We start from the raw sequence: 17471 nt of genomic DNA on the forward strand, positions 1-17471 counted from the left end.
GCATTACATGCCGGCGATGGCGCCGACATCACGCTTCCAATCGCTGGCACACTCGGGGTTGGTCTTGTTACAGACCTCGGCCCAGGCGGGGAAAGACACGTCTTTCACCGTGTTGGCGACGATGCTCAGGTCCTGTTCGGACACCGGCACTTCGACCAGATCGAACTTGTTGCCCGTGGTACAGGGCTCACCGCCGACGTTACAGCGGCCGGCGTCCAGGTACAGCTCCTCGGAATAGCTCCAGATCTCCTCGTTCAGTTCATCGAAGGCGGCCTGCAACTTGACCTGCTGTTCAGGCGTCAGCTTGTTCCAGGCCTTGAGGTTGATGCCATAGCCGTTGAGTGCCATCTGGAAGCCCAGCGGCAGCACATGGGTGGTGACCTCGGGCCAGCCTGCGGAGTTGGCCGAACTGGGTCCGGTAATGGCACAATCGATCACCCCCAGGGCCAGACTCTGGTGCACGTCGCCGAAGCCGATGGGCACGGGAATGCCGCCCACCGACTCGACAAACTGGGCCAGGTTCTGGTCATAAACCCGCACTTTCAGCCCCTTGACGTCACCCAGGCTGGCGATCGGATGGTTACAGAACATGACCTGGGGACCGAACGGCCAGACGCCCAGCAGCTTGGTGTTGAAACGTTCCTGCAGCCGCTTGTCGACCGTATCCTTATAGGCCTCGGCGACCTTGCGGCCCTGGGCGAAATCCGGGCTCAGGCCGACCAGATCCAGGCCGAGGATGGTGGGCTCATCCCGGGAGATCTGGGACATACGCAGCGAGACCAGATCGAACATGCCCGACTTGAGCACCCTCAGCTGCTCCACATCTTTGATGCCGGTGGTATCCAGCGGCTTGTAGTTCACCTCGAGCGGCAGGCCGGTTTTCTCCGCCAGGGTTTCGAAGAAGGGCTGCTCCTTGTTCTTCTGGATAAGCCCGGTGGCCAGCGGTTGCCCGATAACCTTCAGCTTGATACTCTCTTCCGCCATCGCCGGGGTGCCCGACATGGCTGCGCATACAAATGCAGAGACCAGCAGTTTTCGCATCATCACTTACTCCTTCCTTGAGGTTGTTGTTGCGCACCGTTGCGCAAGGGCCTGGCCATCGGCCGGACCGGTAAAACTCGGCACTCCTTCAAATTGATGTTCCGGCCTCAGGTATCGGCCAGATAGCTCATCGCCACCTGCACGCCACCGGCCTGATGAGGCACGCCGGCACAGGACAGACCCATTTCGATACCGGCCAGGGTGCCGAGCAGGGTCAGATCGTTGATATCGCCCAGATGGCCGATACGGAATATCTTGCCCTTGAGCTTGCCCAGACCCGCGCCCAGGGACATGTCGAACCGTTCCAGGATCACCCTGCGCAGCCGATCGGCATCATGCCCCTCGGGCAACACCACGGCGGTCAGCACCGGGCTGTATTCATCCTCGTTGAGGCACAGCACCTCCAGGCCCCAGGCACGCACCGCACGACGGGTTGCCTCGGCATGGCGCTGGTGACGGGCAAACACATGGTCCAGGCCCTCGACTTCCAGCATGTGGATCGCTTCTTTCAGGCCGAACAGCAGGTTGGTGGCCGGGGTATAGGGGAAATAGCCGGTGGCGTTGCTGGCCAGCATGGACTGCCAATCCCAGTAGGACTTGGGCAGCCTGGCCTGCTTGGCGGCGGCCAGTGCCTTGTCGCTGAGGGCGTTGAAGCTGATCCCAGGCGGCAGCATCAGGCCCTTCTGGGAGCCGGACACGGTCACGTCCACGCCCCACTCGTCATGGCGATAGTCGGCGGACGCCAGCCCGGAAATGGTGTCTACCAGGAACAGCGCCGGGTGGTTGCTGTTGTCGATGGCCCGGCGGACCTCGGCGATACGGCTGGTCACCCCGGTGGAGGTTTCGTTGTGCACCACGCACACCGCCTTGATGCTGTGCCCGGTATCGGCCTTCAGCCGGGCTTCGATGGCGTGCGGGTCGGCACCGTGGCGCCAGTCACCGGGGATGAACTCCACCTCCAGCCCCAGCTTGGTGGCCAGTTCATGCCAGAGGGTGGCGAACTGGCCGGTCTCGCACATCAGCACTGTGTCGCCGGCGCTCAGGGTATTGACCAGGGCCGCTTCCCAGGCGCCGGTACCCGAAGCCGGGTAGATCACCACCGGGCTGTCGGTCTTGAAAATCCGTTTGATGCCGGCCAGCACTTCCTGCCCCAGCTCGGCAAACTCGGGTCCCCGATGATCGATGGTCTGATAGCTCATGGCGTTCAGGATACGATCCGGCACCGGCGACGGCCCCGGGATCTGCAGAAAATGACGACCACTCTTGTATGACATAACTCACTCCTTGATGTACTTGCTGATGATGGGGAGATCCCCGGATCCTTGATTAACTCAGTCGATAACTGCCTGCTCCGGGCTTGGGCAATGCCAGTCCGGCCAGGCCGCAGGCCTGGGTGACGGCACAGGCCATGCCGTCGAGCAGCGGCACCGCGACCCTGGGCTGCAGGCGGCGGTGCATGCCGGCCACCACGGCGCCGACCAGGATGACGCTCTCGGCGCCCCCGGCCACCAGCCGGTTGGCGGCGTCGGCCAGGGTCGATTCAAACTGCTCCGGTGCCGCGTACACCTCGGGCGCGCCGGCGGCAATGGCCTCGATGCCGGCCAGCCTGGCCGCCTGACCATGACGCACGACCAGCTCCCGGTAGAGGGGCACCGTCTGCCGCCCCATCACCACCAGGCCATAGCGGCCGCCGACCAGGCAGGCGGTCAGCAATGACGCCTCCAGCAGGCCGACCACGGGCACGGCCAGGGTCTGGCGCAGGGCCCACAGCCCGGTGTCCAGCGACACCCCGACAACAACGGCGTCACAGTCCGCCATCCGGGCCTCGACCGCCTCGATACAGGCATGCTCGGCGACGGCACAATCCCGGCGGCTCTGGATCACCGCCGCGCCAAAGGCGCCGGTGGCGGTGTTCAGCTGCCAGCCGGCCGGCAGGGATAGCCGAGCCTCGGCGGCCAGATGCTCGGTGATGTTCCGGCTGGTGTTGGCGTTGACGAGCAGCAGGCGCATGGGCTCATCCCCTGACCTTGGGCTTGGCCATGTCCGGCTTGCCGCAGGGCAGGAAACGGCCGTGCCCGGCCCGGCCCAGTACCTCGCCGTCGCACCATACCGTTTCGCCGCGGCTCAGGGTGAGCACCGGCCAGCCGGTGACGGTGCGGCCTTCATAGGGGGTGTAGTCCACATCGTGATGCAGCATCTCGTTGCGGATGGTGACTTTCCGCTCGGGATCCCAGATGGCGATATCGGCATCGGCGCCGACGGCGATGGTGCCCTTGCGCGGATACAGGCCATAAAGCTTGGCCGGGTTGGTAGCGGTCAGCTCGACGAACTTGTTGAGGCTGATACGGCCGGTCTTGACCCCTTCCGAAAACAACAGCGGCAGGCGGGTTTCCAGGCCGGGGATGCCGTTGGGGATATAGGGAAAGGCCACCTCCTCGCCATTCGGTTTCTTGCCTTGGGGATCCTCGTAGCGGAAGGGGGCATGATCCGAGGAGAAAATGGTGAACAGGCCGTCGTCCAGGCCATCCCAGATCACCTGCTGGTTGGACTGATCCCGGGGCGGCGGGCTGCATACGCACTTGGCGCCCTGATAGCCGTCGAGCCCCAGATCCTCGGCGGTGAGGAACAGGTACTGGGGACAGGTTTCCGCATAGATACTGATGCCCTTGCTGCGGGCCCAGCGGATCTGCTCCACCGCCTCGGCACCGGATACGTGCACCACCAGGATGGGCACATCCACCAGCTCGGACAGGGCGATGGCCCTGTGGGTCGCTTCCCGCTCCACCAGCATGGGACGGGACGCGGCGTGATACTTGGGCGCGGTGTGGCCGGCGTCGAGCAGACGCTGGGTCAGCCAGCCGATGCAGTCGGCGTTTTCCGCATGGATCATGGCCATGGCACCTTCGGCACGGGCCAGGGCCAGCACGTCGAGGATCTGGCCGTCGTTGAGCTTGAGATCGTCATAGGTCATGTAGATCTTGAAGGAGGTGCAGCCCTGGCGGATCAGCTCGGGCAGCTCTTCCTTGAGCACCGTCTCGGTGGGGTCGGTAACGATCAGGTGGAAGGCGTAGTCGACAAAGGCCTTGCCCTCGGCGCGGCTGTGATAATCCGCCACCGCCGCCTTCAGGGACTGACCCTTTTCCTGGGCCGCAAACGGCATCACGGTGGTGGTGCCGCCGCAGGCCGCGGAGCGGGTGCCGGAGTGAAAGTCGTCGGCCATGCGCAGCCCTTCCGGCATGGGTTGATCCAAGTGGCAGTGGGCGTCCACCCCGCCCGGCAATACCCATAATCCCCGGGCGTCGATTTCCTGCCGGCCCGGGCCTATATTCTCGCCCATGGCGACGATGCGACCATCCGTTATGGCCAGATCACACTCGGTAATATCGGCGGCGGTCGCGATGCGGCCATTGCGGATTACCAGATCGAATTCAGACATATGCCTTCCTCACCTCATTTACCGTTTACCTGTTGATACAGGATATTGAATACATAATTATATATTCGTAATTAAACACTTGTTCTCTACTGATTCAATCGCGGCGGGGAGGCATTGTGAACAATGTCACACAAATGTAAATTTATGGTTAAAATTGCATTTTATGGCATGGTTGCTGACGAGCATCGCCAGCAGGCGGGAAAGCAGAGGATGAGCGGACACGTCAGACGGCATACCAGAACACCGCAAGGTAATGGCATGCGGTGCCGGCCATCACAAACAGGTGCCAGACAAGGTGCCCGAAACGCAGTCGTGCGTCGGTGGCGAAAAAGACCACCCCCAGGGTATAGCACAAGCCCCCCGCCAGCAGCCAGAGCAAACCCTCGAGCGGCATCCTGGCCAGCAAGGGGTCGATAGCGACGACGATAACCCAGCCCATCAGCAGATACAGGGCAGTGGAAAAGAGGGGGCGGAAACGCTTAACAAAGACCTTGATCGCCACCCCGACTAAAGCTAAGCCCCAAACGATACCAAACAGGGTCCAGCCCCATCCGCCGCGCAATACCCCGAGCGAGAAGGGAGTATAGGTGCCGGCGATTAGCAGAAAAATGGCGCAATGCTCAATCACCCGAAACACGCGCTTGGCCTTGCCCGGCGGCAACAGGTGGTAAAGGGTGGAAGCCAGGTAAAGGAGCACGACGGTGGTAACAAAGAGGATAACGCCGACCACGAATGGCCTGTCGCCGATAAGGGCAGCATGCAGGATGAGCCAGGGAGAGCCAACCAGTGCGGCAAGCAGCCCGATACCATGGCTGAGGCTGTTTGCCCGTTCTTCCGCGGGTGACTGCGGGCGCTCGGGATTTGTGAGGAATACACGCATGCAGATACCTTACTCAAGAGAGTAATCATGCACCGCCTTAATCACCCCCTGCTCGCGAAGCCTTGCTACGCACCGACAACCACATCAGTAACACCAAGCCCGCCACCGCAGAGACAAAGGACGCCAGGAAGATACCCAGTTTGGCGCTGTCAATCAGGCTCGGATTGAACGCCAAGTTGGCAATAAACAATGCCATCGTGAAACCAATACCCGCCAGCAGGCCACCGGCTGCCAGCAACATCCAGCTCAGCCCCGGGGGACGTACAGCCATCCCCGAACGCACAGCCAACCAACTAAAAGCGAATACCCCTACCGGTTTGCCAAATACAAAGCCCACAAACACGGCCAAGGTGACGGAATCAACCAATTCGGCGAAAACAATAGACACTCCGGCATTGGAAAAGGCAAACAGCGGCATGATCACAAACCCGACCCAGGGATGCAGCATTATCTCCAGTCGTTCAACCGGCGATAGGGTCTCACGGGCCGCCTCCTCCGCCATGCGTAATGCCTGGCGATCCTCCGTATTCCCACTCCAATGATCACCGGGCGGATAGGCGACTACCCGATCGAAAATAGCATGCAGCCGCTCATCGCTTACCCATTTGCCGGTAGGCGTCATCAGGCCGAGGATAACGCCGGTCACCGTTGGGTGGACCCCTGACATGTCCACCGCAAGCCAGACTCCTCCCCCCACCAGAAAATAGAGCGCAATGCTACGGACACCAAGCACCGCCATGGCGCGGATGATGACGAGGCCAATGGCGGCCAGGGAAATAGCTGACCAACGGATGTCGCTACCATAGCCGATGGCCACCACCAGAATGGCACCGATATCATCAACGATCGCCAACGACAGCATAAACACACGCAGACTCTGGGGAATACGTGTCCCTAATAACGCCAGACAACCGATAACAAATGCAGTATCGGTTGCCATCACTGTGCCCCAGCCATTCTGGCCAGGAAGACCGGATTGGAGCATCAGGTAGCAGATAGCCGGCACCAGCATGCCTCCCAAGGCAGCCGCAATAGACAGCACAGCCATGCGTGGGTTGCGCAACTCCCCCAGCACCAACTCCCGTTTGAGCTCAAGTGCAACCAGGAAAAAGAACAGGGTCATACATGCGTCATTGATCCATTCACGCAACGAACGAGTGAACTCAAGCGAACCTGATTGAATTCCCATCGGCGTTTCCCACAGGCTCAGAAAAGCATGACTCCATGGGGAATTGGATAACACCAGCGCAGCCACGGTAAATAGCAGCAGGACCAGGCCAGCGGCGGCTTCAATGCGCAGGAATTGGAGAAACGGCTTGGTCAGCCGATCAATGAGCTCCCGGGGCAGTTGGGGCATCCCGGCATTTTTCTGCTGACTGTTACTCATTTCGTTTGACCACGGGAACATGCCCCCTCACATCATTACATTGTGGAAGAGCTCGTCAGAAGAGGAAAGTATAAAGATGGAGCATAACGCCGGCAGGTGGCAGCGTCATGGCGCTAGCGGGAAAATACTGCCTGAAACCGGGTAAGCGACATCCCACCCGGTACGGGATGAGGACTAGCCTACCCTTTTTTTATCCTCGAGCTCTTTGGCCAGGGTTTCGCCGGTGTGCATCACGTGTTCGGCGAGGACACGCCCGGCCTGTTCACCGTCGCGCGCAAGCAGGGCTCCCAGCAGGGCCCGGTGTTCGTCCACCGACTCCTCCCAGCGGTGCTGGACGCCGATGGCCAGATAACGCCCACGGCTGACCCGGTTCATCAGTTGATGATGCAGCTGGGTCAGGGTTTCGTTACCCGCCAGCTCGATAATCAGCCGGTGGATATGTTGGTTGACCTCGAAGTATTCATGGCGATCCCGCGCCTGATAGTGGCGCTCGAGTTTTTCCTGCAGCTGGCGCAGCCGCGTCAGATCCTTGTCGGTCGCCTTGCCGGCGGTCAGTTCGGCGGCACGTCGTTCCAGGGAGCTGATGATCTCGAAATGCTCGCGGATCTCCTCCGGGGTGATGGTGGCGACCCAGGCGCCCCGGTTGGGCTCTATGGTCACCATGCCTTCGGAATGGAGTACCTTCAGCGCCTCGCGCAGGGGGGTGCGGGAAATGTCCAGTCGTTGGCACAACTCGGGCTCGTTGATGCGCTGGCCTTCTTTCAGTTCACCTTCGATGATCATGGTGCGCACACAATCGGCCACTTCCTCATGCAAGGAGCGGCGGCGCAGGGAATTTCTGCCGTAAGTATTGATGGGAGTGACCACGGTGCTCGCCCTTTTTTATTTGATGCGGCTACAAGCCGGCCAGCATAATACCTGCCGGATGAAAGTACCATATCCGGGCTTGGCAAGCGTGATCCTTGTCCCGCCCCGGATGTACCTTCAGGCGCTTAAGCCCCGGCGAACCGGGGCTTGGCATTACATAATTTATAATTATGGCTTAATCGAAAAAATACTGCCCCAATTTTTAATTTTGCTGGGATCGGCACCGGCCAGCAACATGCCCTTCCAAACACCGGTGGACACGGTGTCATAAATGGGAATGCCGATTTCCTGCTCCAGCTCTGCCGCCACCCGGGCGCCGTGGAGGTTGGTGCAGAAGATGGTGATGGCCTGGCAATCCTGGGTCTTGGCCACTTCGCGCACCATATCGGCAATGGTCTGCTCGGTCACTTCGGAATAAGAGAAGTTACCCTTGTCGTTGAGGTGGCGTTCGGCCACACACTCATAGCCGGAACGACCATAGTTCTCGACGATCTTCTGCTGTACCTCGTGCAGATAAGGGGTCACCAGGCCGAAGCGCTTGACCCCGGTCAGGTCGAACAGCTCGTTCAACGCCAGCACCGAGGTGGTGGCGGGAATGCCCGTTTCCCTGGTGATCGCCTCACAGAGGATCTCGTCATCCTGGAAACCACGCCAGCCGGAAGAAGTGCCGCTCCAGGTGATGGACTGCATCCTGGCATCGGCCAGCAGCCGGGATGCCTCGAGGAAGGGCTCGTTGTCGAACTGACGCAGCGCCTGATCGGTCAACGAAATCTCGGTCACCTTGAGCCGGCCGAAATGGGCACTGGTGTTGTCAACGCCATGCAGGATATCGGCGGTCACCGGCTCCAGGGTGGTGTTGGACGAAGGGGTCAGTACACCCAGCAAAGTACGATCTGTCATCTTTTTCTCCTTAAAAAATTCACACATTCTTATTTGAAAATTAATAACCCAGGGCGTGCGGCAGCGCCGTCACCAACCAGGGGAAGACCCAGCACAACACCAGCACCAGGTATTGCAGGGCGATAAAAGGCCAAACGTAATGCAGCAGGCGCGACATGGGGATCTTGGCGATACCACACATCACAAACAGCAGGACACCCACGGGTGGCGTCATCATGCCGATGACCAGGTTGAACACGAACAGGAAGCCGAAATAGAGCGGATCTATGCCATAGGCCATGGCGATAGGGGCAAACAGCGGCACCAGCATGATGTAGGCTGCGTTTGACTCCAGAAACATGCCGACGATCAGCAACATCGCCATGACCATGGCGAGGAACACATGCGGATTACTGGTGAAGCCCTGGATGAACTCCGACAACCGCAGCGGCAGCAGCTCGATGGTGAACAGGAAGGTCAGCGGGGTCGCAAAGGCGATCAGGGCCCCCACCACCGCCGAGGTCAGCGCGGCACGGAACATACAGCCGGGCAGATCGTTCCAGCTCAGCTTGCGGGTCACCCACTTGCCGACGATAAAGGCATAGACCACGGCGATGGCCGCCCCTTCGGTGGCGGTAAAGATGCCACCGACGATACCGCCGATCACCACCACCGGCATCAGGATAATGGCCCCTGCCCGCTTGCCCTGGATCAGCAGGTTCCGCCAGCTGAAGGGCTCACCGGTGGGCGCATAACCTTTGCGATGGGCGATATAGCTGGCCAGTCCCATCATGCCGACAACCAGCAGTACACCGGGGACTATGCCGGCCATGAACAGACCGCCGACCGACACCGAGGAGCCCGCCATCAGGGCATACACTATCATGGCCGCGCTGGGCGGAATGATGGGGCCCAGGTTGGACGCCGACGCCACCACCGCCGAACCGAACCCCACGTCATAATGCTTGCGCATCGCCGGCATCATGGTGGTACCCAAGGCACTGGCGCCGGCCACCGCCGCGCCGGTTACCGAGGCCAGTCCCAGTCCTGACAGCAGGGTGACATGCGCCAGTCCGCCCTTGACCCGGCCGACCACGGCGTTGGCGAAGTCGATGGTACGCTGCATCACTTGGCCGCCGACCATCAGCTCACCCGCCAGCATAAACAGCGGAATGGCCATCAGCGGGAAGGAGTTGACCGCGTGCATCATCCGTTGCGGCAATACCGACAGTTCTATGCCGCTATAGGCCAGTCCACCCAGGGCCGCCAGTCCGAGTGCAAAAGCCAGGGGCATGCCGAGCAAGGCCAGTACCAGAAATAAACCGATTGCCAGGGTGGTCATGACAACTCCTCCTCGTTATCTTGTTCCCGCCAGATCTGGGTACCCTGCCAGGCCATAAACAGCAGGTGCAGCAAGGCATGGCCGCAACTGATCATCACCGGAACATAGAACACCGAGGCCGACACCGGCAGCGTGGGCATCAGCTCTTCCCAAGTGTCGATGGACACCAGCACCGCCTGATAGCACACCACCACCATCAGTACGCCGCTGACCAGCAACATCACCCGGGCCAGCCGCTCCTGCCATGCCGGTGGCAGACGGTTAGTGAGCGCATCGATGCCCACATGCACCCCTTGCTTGAGGCCATGGGGAATCGCCAGGAAGATGGCCCACACAAAGGCCAGCCGCGAGCCTTCATCGGCCCAGTCGATGGACTCCGACAGCAGATAACGGCACAGCACCTGGGCCGACACCAGCACGACCATCACCGCCATCGCGGTATAGATGACGTACATGGAGGCCCTGTCCACCCCCAGCAGGCAGCGCCGAAACGGCGCCACCAGGGATGAAGAGACACCCGGTCCGGCAAGCATGTCGGCATGCTCACTGTGACCGGTTTTCATGACTTGGCTCCTTCCAGCACGGCGTCAACCAGTTCGGTGCCGAGGCGCTCTTTCAGCTCATCGATGATGCCGGCGGTTTTCTCTTGCATGGCCTGATGCAGCTCGGGGCTGACTTCATTGAATTGCATGCCGGCGGCGATCAACTCATCCCGGGACTGAATGTCTTCTTCGGCGGCCTTGTCACGCTGCCAGTCAACGGCCTTGGCCATGGCATCGCGCAGCACCTGCTGCTCCTGGTCGGACATGCTTTCAAATTTTTTCTTGTTGGCGACCACCACGATAAAGTCGAAGAAATGGCCGGTATCGGTCAGGTATTGCTGCACCTCGCCGAAGTTGTTCTTGCGGATGATGCTGAACGGGTTCTCCTGACCGTCGATCACCTTCTGCTGCAGGGCCGAATACACCTCGTTGATGCCCATTGAGACCGGGTTGGCACCCAGGGCGCGGAAGGTCTTCAGGTGGGTTTCATTCGGCTGCAAACGGATCTTGAGGCCATCAAAATCACCGATAGCATCGATCGGATGCACGCTGTTGGTGATATGGCGCGGCCCCAGCTCCATAAAGCCGAGGGCGACGAAGCCTTTCTCGGCCAGCTTTTCGTTGAGCAAGGTCCCCACTTTACCGTCGATCACCCTGAACGCGGTTTCCCTGTCCTTGAACACGAACGGCAGGCTGACGGCTTCCAGCTCGGGTACGGTGCGCGACAGGAAGGAAACCCCGATCCAGGTCATGCTCAACACACCAGAGCGTACCTGATCGACATTTTCGGCCGCCCCGCCCAGCTGCATGGCGGGGAACAGATGGACCTTGATATCGTTGTCGGTGGCCGCTTCCACCTCTTCTTTGAAGATTTCCATCGCCAGGCTGCTGGAATGATCGGTGGCGAAGTTACCGGCGATCCTCAGGGTCTCGGCATAAACCGGCGCCGAAGCCAGGCTGGCCCCCAACATGATCCCCAACAGACTTTTGTGAAAACGCTTTCCAAAAGGTTGTATATTGCTATCCATTGCTTTCTCCTTTGGTTTTTGGCACAAGACACAACTTAATATTATTATGAATATATAATTATATATACACCCCTTTAACAAAAATCTCCCATCATCCACTCCCCCGCTCTCCTCAACCGCTCTCATTTAAATCACAACAATATGATTTTAATATAAAAATTATTACACCCACCCTCCCCAGCTCAAGGTAAATAAATTGTAAAACATGATGCAGATCACCTTTACCCGAGATCATACCGCCAGGGTGTGGTCAGGATGGAAACGGTCGCGCAGGTGGCCTAACGGCGCAGCCAGGCAGGCAGGACCATCATCATGGAAAGGAGCGCCCACTGATAATAGGCGCGCAATGGACTGAGAAGACAGGGGGCACACCCGCTGTGGCCCCGCCATCGGCGCTATTTATTCACAAGCCGTTGAATGCATCATCGACCGGCTCCCTGCCAGACAACTGCAGGCACCATTAACAGGATTGAGAGCCTACCCGAGGATGACCGCCGACCACGCCGCCGTCAGCGCCATGCCGGATGCCTTACTTTGTTCAGCCGGGGCATGGGGTAGCAATCATCAGTGGCTCCTGGTGCTCGTCACCGACTCGATGGATCGACAAGCTGCTCACGGATACAGTCCACGAACCACTGATAGCGGGCGGAAAGTGGGCGATAGCGTTTATGCACCAGAAACAGATGCTCTTCCACCGGACTGGCAGGCTGGACGCAATAAACAGATTGCTTGTCGGCATAGAGACGAACGGCGATTTCCGGCAGAACGGTAAACCCCAGGCCCAACGACACAGGCAGCAGTATCTGATTGAGTTGATTCACATAGCCGTGCTGTGGAATTGCGTCCATCCCTCGAAACCGATCACCAAAGTTGCGGCCCAGTAACTGCTCTGCGTAGTGGTGTCCATCCGGGTGGTTGATAAACCCCAGCTGCCGCAAGCTTTCAAAGTTCAACGCGGTTTCTCTATCCGTGACATGTCCTGCGGGCAGCACCAGACACAGTGGTTGCGCGCCAAGCGGAATTTCAGCCAGCTCGCTCGCACCGCCGGCCTGGGTCACTATGCCAAGATCGATGGTATCTTGTTGAAGGCCTTCGATAATACGTTTGTTGGGCGCCGCCTCCAGCATGACCCTTAGCGTTGGGTATTGCCGCTGACGCTTCAGAAACAAGGGATAGAACAACATGGCCAGGCTGCCGGAGCAGGCTATTCGGCATGGGCCTGTGTATTCATCATCATGGCGGATGGCGGTCAACAGGGCGGCTTCCTGCCGTTGCATCTTTCGCCCATATTCAACCAACAGACTGCCCGCACGAGTCAGTTCAAAGCCTTTTCCGATCCGATTCAGCAGCGGTTCACCGATCTGCTGTTCCAGCTTATGAATGTGCTGACTGACACCGGGCTGGGTCATAAACAGTTTTTCTGCGGTGCGGGTAAAGTGACCGGTCTCGGCCAGAGCGAGGAAAGTGGTTAGCCACTGTTGATTGAGCACACTCACAAACCATAACAATTAATTATTATTATAAGAATAAACCATAATTTTTATCGTGAGTAGTCGACTTATAGACTGCGGGCTATTCCCAAAGGCCAGTAAACGAGGAGTCACCCATGGCTAATCCCTACCCACGTACCTTTTCACATATCGGCATTTCAGTGCCCGATCTCGAGGCGGCGGTCCGCTTTTATACCGAAGTGCTCGGCTGGTACCTGATCATGCCTCCGACCGAAATCATTGAGGATGACAGCGCCATAGGCGAAATGTGCACCGATGTATTCGGTGCTGGCTGGCAATCATTTCGCATCGCGCATCTTTCCACCGGAGACCGGATTGGTGTTGAACTTTTTCAGTTCAGCAATCAACAAAATCCGGACAATAACTTTGAATACTGGAAAACCGGCGTTTTTCACTTTTGCGTACAGGATCCGAACCTCGAGGAACTGGCCGAGAAAATTGAAGAGGCTGGCGGCAGACGGCGGATGAAAGCCCCCCGTTACTACTATCCGGGAGAGAAGCCCTATCGCATGATTTACATGGAAGATCCATTTGGAAATATACTGGAAATCTATAGCCATAGCTATGAGCTGCACTATGCCAGTGGTGCTTACAGCTGAGCCATTGCCTCGGCTGTCTATGGGCCCGAACCGGCTCGGGTGAACAACACCCTGAACAAGTTCGCTCCCACAGCACGCAGGGCTCCACTATCCCCCTGTGGGTCAGGATGAATCTGGCCCACAGCATGCTCAACAACCCACATATTGCCTCCAGGACCAGTTGATTCGGGTAAAACAGCGCGAACAGGTGAGCTGCTGCAGTTTTTTCAACCTTCCAGCTCATCGATGCGGGCCTTCAGCCGGGCCACTTCGGCGGTCAGCGCCTGCACCTGCTGCTCCAGCTCGGCTTCCCGCTCGCCGTGGCCGGTCATGCCGGCTTGTTCAAATTCGGTTTCCTCGCCAAACAAGTGGGCATAGCGGGACTCCCGTTTACCCGGCAGGCGGGGCAATTTCACCACATAGGCCTGCTCCAACAGGGATTGCAGGCATTCCTCCACCTGGCTGACCTCGTCGAACTGGCATAACCGCTGAGTTCGGCTCCTCAGCTCACCCGGGGTTTGCGGACCACGCAGCATCAGCTCACAGACAATGCCCAGTTCCCGGGCGCTGAAGCGCAGGCCGCCGAATTCGGTATTGCAGAATCTGTGCTGATATTTGGCCGCCCTGGCGTTAAAGCCCGCCACATTGTTAACCAGGCGTTTGTCGGCGAGATCGTCCAGCACCTGTTGTACCTGCTGTTCGCTCAGGGACAACACCGGCTCCCGGTTGCTTTTCTGGTTGCAGGCGTTGACCAGGGAGTTCAGGGTGAGGGGATAGACATCGGGCGTTGATACCTGCTTTTCAATTAAACAAGCGATCACTCTGAGTTCGAGGGCTGAAAGCGCGTCCATAAATACCTTCCTTGTTTTTTTCTTATGCTTTCAAGCCTACCGAACAAATCTGAAAAGACCAGAACAGATTGCCGGCCAGGTCCCTGATGAACGAACCCGACGGCAAACTCCGGTTACCCTGTGCGTAGCCCGCTAAGCGGCGACCGGGTGCTCACCCAGCGGCGGCAGTCCGTAGGCGGCCCTGGCCCGGTTACAGGCACCTTCCTCATCATTGGCCTCAAACTGTCGGCAGGGACTGGGCCTGTTGGGGTAGATAGAACAGGACACACAATCACCCACCGTTCCCTCCAGCGCCACGCAGCGGGGCCGGGGATGATTGGTCCCCTGCATCGCCAGCCGAGTATGGTTTACCGGCTCGGTCAGTGCTTCAGGTACCAGAAAATCACTGTGGATTTCTCCCCAGTAGAAGGAAACTCGAAAAAAAGCGCAACAGGCGCCACAGGTCAAACAGGGATTGCCACCACTCATCTGCGCCTTACCTCCTGGCAAAACTAAAACAGTGACGAAACGGATTCATAATGGGTAAATGCGCGGATTATCCCTGACGGGCAGGCTCCGGCGGCCGGGGAACGGGTGTGGTTATCTGATGGGATGGCACGACTCACCGCCGGAATGGCCGACAAGGGAATGTGCGCTGGCCGATAATATCTCCTCTTATGGCCTGGTACTTGCCTGCCCACGGCGGAAACCGAAAGCGGCGGGCCATATAGATAAATCGAAACCGGGACAAGTTCAAGAGGCCCGCGCAAATATACCCGGCGAGCGTGACCGGACGCCTGACTCGCCCGGCGCACGGTGACAAGGACGCTGAAAACAGGCGATACTGGACACCTCACCGACAAAGGAGGCAGTTATGTTGATGGAAATGGGCAAGGCGGGATTAATGGTGGTGGATGTCCAGGACAAGCTGGTCCCCGCCATCCGCAACGGCGAGCAAATGGGGGCGCGCATTCGGTGGCTGATTTCCGCCTGCACCCTGCTGGGCACCCCTATCCTCTTTACCGAACAATATCCCAAAGGCCTGGGCCATACCCAGCAGGCGCTGACGGCCTTGGTTGAGCAGCCGGAGGTGGTCGAGAAAATGCATTTCTCCGCCGTGGCGGCCCAATGCCTGCCCGATCACTGGCAGGATTACAGCCAGATCATCGTCTGCGGCATGGAAACCCATGTCTGCGTGCTGCAGACCGTACTCGAACTGCTGGAACAGGGTAAGCAGGTGTTTGTGGTCGCCGATGCGGTCGGCAGCCGCACCGAGGAAAACCACCAACTGGGCCTGGCCCGGATGCGTGACGCCGGGGCCCAGATTGTCAGTCGTGAAATGGTGGTGTTCGAGCTGATGCATCAGTCGGGTACCGACACCTTCAAGGCCATCAGCAAACAGTTTCTGGTGGGGGAACAGCCTTAAAGACGGGGAATGGGAGCATGGCGCCGCTCCCTAATCCCTCATCCCTAATCCCAGAACATGATTCTGTTATTTCTTATCCCAGATACCGTCTTCCAGCTGACGGTTCAACTCCGGATACTTGGTGGCGTCGAAGGTCGGTACCTTGCCCAGCTTCATCTGATCGTTGTAATCCTTGGCCAGCTTCACCGCCACCCCGGACAGCAGCAGGATAGCCACCAGATTGAGCAGCGCCATCAGTCCCATTGAAGCATCGGCCATCGCCCAAATGGTCGGCAACTCGCCGATGGAGCCGAACATCACCATCCCCAGCACGAACAGCCGGAACACCAGCAGGCCGGCCTTATGGTTGTGCTCCAGGAAAATCAGGTTGTTCTCAGCATAGGCATAGTTGGCCACGATGGAGGTGAAGGCGAAGAAGAAGATCGCCACGGCGATAAAGATATTGCCCCAGGCGCCTACCTCGTTGGACAGGGCCCGCTGGGTCAGCTCGATCCCCGTCACCCCAGAGCCCGGCTCAAATTGCCCGGACAACAGTATGATAGAGGCAGTACAGGTACAAATAACAATGGTGTCGACGAACACCCCCAGCATCTGCACATAACCCTGGGAAGCCGGATGGGGCGGATAAGGGGTCGCCGAGGCCGCCGCATTCGGGGCCGAGCCCATACCCGCTTCGTTGGAAAACAGACCACGCTTGATACCATTGAGCAACGCTTGGGAAATGGCATAGCCCATGGCACCGCCGCCGGCCTGCTCCAGGCCGAAGGCAGATTTGACGATCAACGCCAGTACCCCAGGCAATTCGGTGATATTCAGCAACACCACCACCAGGGCAATCAGCAGATAGGCCAGCGCCATGACCGGTACCACCAGCTCGGCAAAACGGGCAATGGTGCGCAGGCCGCCGAAGATGATCAAGCCGGCCAGGATCACCAGGATCACGCCGCTCAACCAGTGAGGGATACCGAAGGCCACGTCCATGGCGGCACTGATGGAGTTGGCCTGTACCGCATTGAAGACCAGGCCGAAGGCGATGATCAGGAAGATGGCGAACAATACCCCCATCCAGCGCATACCCAGCCCCTTCTCCATGTAGTAGGCCGGCCCGCCGCGATAGTTGCCGTCTTCATCCTTGACCTTGTACAGCTGAGCCAGGGTACTTTCGACAAAGGCGGTCGACATGCCGATCAGGGCGATCAGCCACATCCAGAAGATGGCACCGGGACCCCCCAGGTAAAGCGCGACCGCCACCCCGGCCAAGTTACCCGTACCCACCCGAGCCGCCAGGCTGGTGCACAGGGCCTGAAATGAGGAGATGCCCGCCGCATCGGATTTGCGGCTGTGTTTCAGCACACTGAACATATGACCGAAATGACGGAACTGCACAAAACTCAGACGCAGAGTAAAGAACACCCCCACCCCCATCAGCAGATAAATCAGTACCGAGCCCCATAAGAGGTCATTGATAAAAGAGATAATCGTATCCATTGGCTTGTCTTTGCCTTATCACCAGTTGAGCTTAACGCGTTGATCAATGACACATCGACCGCTAGATTTTGCAGGGCACGGAATCTAGCACAAGGTTCCGAAACCACCATGTGATCAAACTCACACCACATGGCATCCACCCCTAATAAAACAACAAAAAAACCAAATAAAAAACATGTTGTGACATATAAGGCCAACAAAAAACAATTTTATGAAACATATGGCTGGCTTGATGG

At 58.6% G+C, this 17471-nt stretch carries 17 protein-coding genes; 2 read left to right on the plus strand and 15 right to left on the minus strand.

Translation table 11 applies throughout. The annotated features are described in order from the left end of the window. Nucleotides 1–3: 3 nt before the first annotated feature. The 12 genes from ABD806_RS06510 to ABD806_RS06565 all read right to left on the minus strand — a co-directional run bounded on the left by ABD806_RS06510 (nucleotide 4) and on the right by ABD806_RS06565 (nucleotide 12898). Nucleotides 4–1044 (minus strand): TRAP transporter substrate-binding protein, encoded by a 1041-nt coding sequence (locus ABD806_RS06510; protein WP_344955962.1) that lies wholly within the window; start codon nucleotides 1042–1044, stop codon nucleotides 4–6. A 104-nt stretch (nucleotides 1045–1148) separates the two neighbouring features. Next, nucleotides 1149–2315 carry a pyridoxal-phosphate-dependent aminotransferase family protein gene (locus tag ABD806_RS06515; protein WP_344955965.1) on the minus strand — a complete coding sequence of 389 codons (1167 nt, stop codon included), beginning with the start codon at nucleotides 2313–2315 and terminating at the stop codon, nucleotides 1149–1151. 52 nt (nucleotides 2316–2367) lie between these two features. Beyond that, nucleotides 2368–3051, minus strand: coding sequence for an aspartate/glutamate racemase family protein (locus ABD806_RS06520; protein ID WP_344955967.1), 684 nt, complete (start codon nucleotides 3049–3051; stop codon nucleotides 2368–2370). A gap of 4 nt (nucleotides 3052–3055) precedes the next feature. Then, nucleotides 3056–4477: a dihydropyrimidinase gene (gene hydA, locus ABD806_RS06525; protein WP_344955970.1), complete on the minus strand. Its 1422-nt coding sequence runs from the start codon at nucleotides 4475–4477 to the stop codon at nucleotides 3056–3058. A 223-nt stretch (nucleotides 4478–4700) separates the two neighbouring features. Further along, nucleotides 4701–5357, minus strand: coding sequence for a PAQR family membrane homeostasis protein TrhA (gene trhA, locus ABD806_RS06530; protein WP_344955973.1), 657 nt, complete (start codon nucleotides 5355–5357; stop codon nucleotides 4701–4703). 37 nt (nucleotides 5358–5394) lie between these two features. Further along, entirely contained in the window at nucleotides 5395–6744 is a 1350-nt protein-coding gene (gene nhaA / locus ABD806_RS06535; RefSeq protein ID WP_344955975.1) for a Na+/H+ antiporter NhaA, read from the minus strand. A gap of 174 nt (nucleotides 6745–6918) precedes the next feature. After that, nucleotides 6919–7611, minus strand: coding sequence for a GntR family transcriptional regulator (locus tag ABD806_RS06540; protein WP_344955977.1), 693 nt, complete (start codon nucleotides 7609–7611; stop codon nucleotides 6919–6921). A gap of 168 nt (nucleotides 7612–7779) precedes the next feature. Next, nucleotides 7780–8511, minus strand: coding sequence for a maleate cis-trans isomerase family protein (locus ABD806_RS06545; RefSeq protein WP_344955978.1), 732 nt, complete (start codon nucleotides 8509–8511; stop codon nucleotides 7780–7782). Between the two features lie 40 nt (nucleotides 8512–8551). After that, nucleotides 8552–9832: a TRAP transporter large permease gene (locus ABD806_RS06550; RefSeq protein WP_344955979.1), complete on the minus strand. Its 1281-nt coding sequence runs from the start codon at nucleotides 9830–9832 to the stop codon at nucleotides 8552–8554. Continuing rightward, nucleotides 9829–10395 carry a TRAP transporter small permease gene (locus ABD806_RS06555; protein ID WP_344955982.1) on the minus strand — a complete coding sequence of 189 codons (567 nt, stop codon included), beginning with the start codon at nucleotides 10393–10395 and terminating at the stop codon, nucleotides 9829–9831. The genes ABD806_RS06550 and ABD806_RS06555 overlap by 4 nt, the downstream gene beginning before the upstream one ends. Next, complete coding sequence (locus ABD806_RS06560) at nucleotides 10392–11402, minus strand: TRAP transporter substrate-binding protein (RefSeq protein ID WP_344955984.1); 1011 nt, start codon at nucleotides 11400–11402, stop codon at nucleotides 10392–10394. The genes ABD806_RS06555 and ABD806_RS06560 overlap by 4 nt, the downstream gene beginning before the upstream one ends. A gap of 584 nt (nucleotides 11403–11986) precedes the next feature. Continuing rightward, the gene (locus ABD806_RS06565) at nucleotides 11987–12898 is read right to left on the minus strand and encodes a LysR family transcriptional regulator (protein WP_344955987.1); all 912 of its coding nucleotides are present in this window, start codon (nucleotides 12896–12898) and stop codon (nucleotides 11987–11989) included. A gap of 110 nt (nucleotides 12899–13008) precedes the next feature. Here ABD806_RS06565 and ABD806_RS06570 point away from each other — a divergent pair, with 110 nt between their 5' ends. Then, on the plus strand, nucleotides 13009–13512 hold the full coding sequence (locus tag ABD806_RS06570; protein ID WP_344955989.1) for a lactoylglutathione lyase family protein: 504 nt from the start codon (nucleotides 13009–13011) through the stop codon (nucleotides 13510–13512). 206 nt (nucleotides 13513–13718) lie between these two features. Here the strand turns inward: ABD806_RS06570 and ABD806_RS06575 are convergent, their stop codons facing one another. Then, nucleotides 13719–14342 carry a YceH family protein gene (locus ABD806_RS06575; protein WP_344955991.1) on the minus strand — a complete coding sequence of 208 codons (624 nt, stop codon included), beginning with the start codon at nucleotides 14340–14342 and terminating at the stop codon, nucleotides 13719–13721. 132 nt (nucleotides 14343–14474) lie between these two features. Then, a complete protein-coding gene (locus tag ABD806_RS06580; RefSeq protein ID WP_344955993.1) occupies nucleotides 14475–14810 on the minus strand; it encodes a YkgJ family cysteine cluster protein in 336 nt (111 codons plus the stop codon). Between the two features lie 385 nt (nucleotides 14811–15195). On the opposite strand from ABD806_RS06580, the gene ABD806_RS06585 reads away from it, so the two are divergent. Next, the gene (locus tag ABD806_RS06585; protein ID WP_344955996.1) at nucleotides 15196–15747 is read left to right on the plus strand and encodes a hydrolase; all 552 of its coding nucleotides are present in this window, start codon (nucleotides 15196–15198) and stop codon (nucleotides 15745–15747) included. 66 nt (nucleotides 15748–15813) lie between these two features. On the opposite strand, the gene ABD806_RS06590 is transcribed toward ABD806_RS06585, so the two are convergent. After that, a complete protein-coding gene (locus ABD806_RS06590; RefSeq protein WP_344955999.1) occupies nucleotides 15814–17235 on the minus strand; it encodes an alanine/glycine:cation symporter family protein in 1422 nt (473 codons plus the stop codon). Between the last annotated feature and the right edge of the window lie 236 nt (nucleotides 17236–17471).

The organism is Zobellella aerophila (assembly GCF_039539325.1).
In the GTDB taxonomy this organism is placed as follows: domain Bacteria; phylum Pseudomonadota; class Gammaproteobacteria; order Enterobacterales; family Aeromonadaceae; genus Oceanimonas; species Oceanimonas aerophila.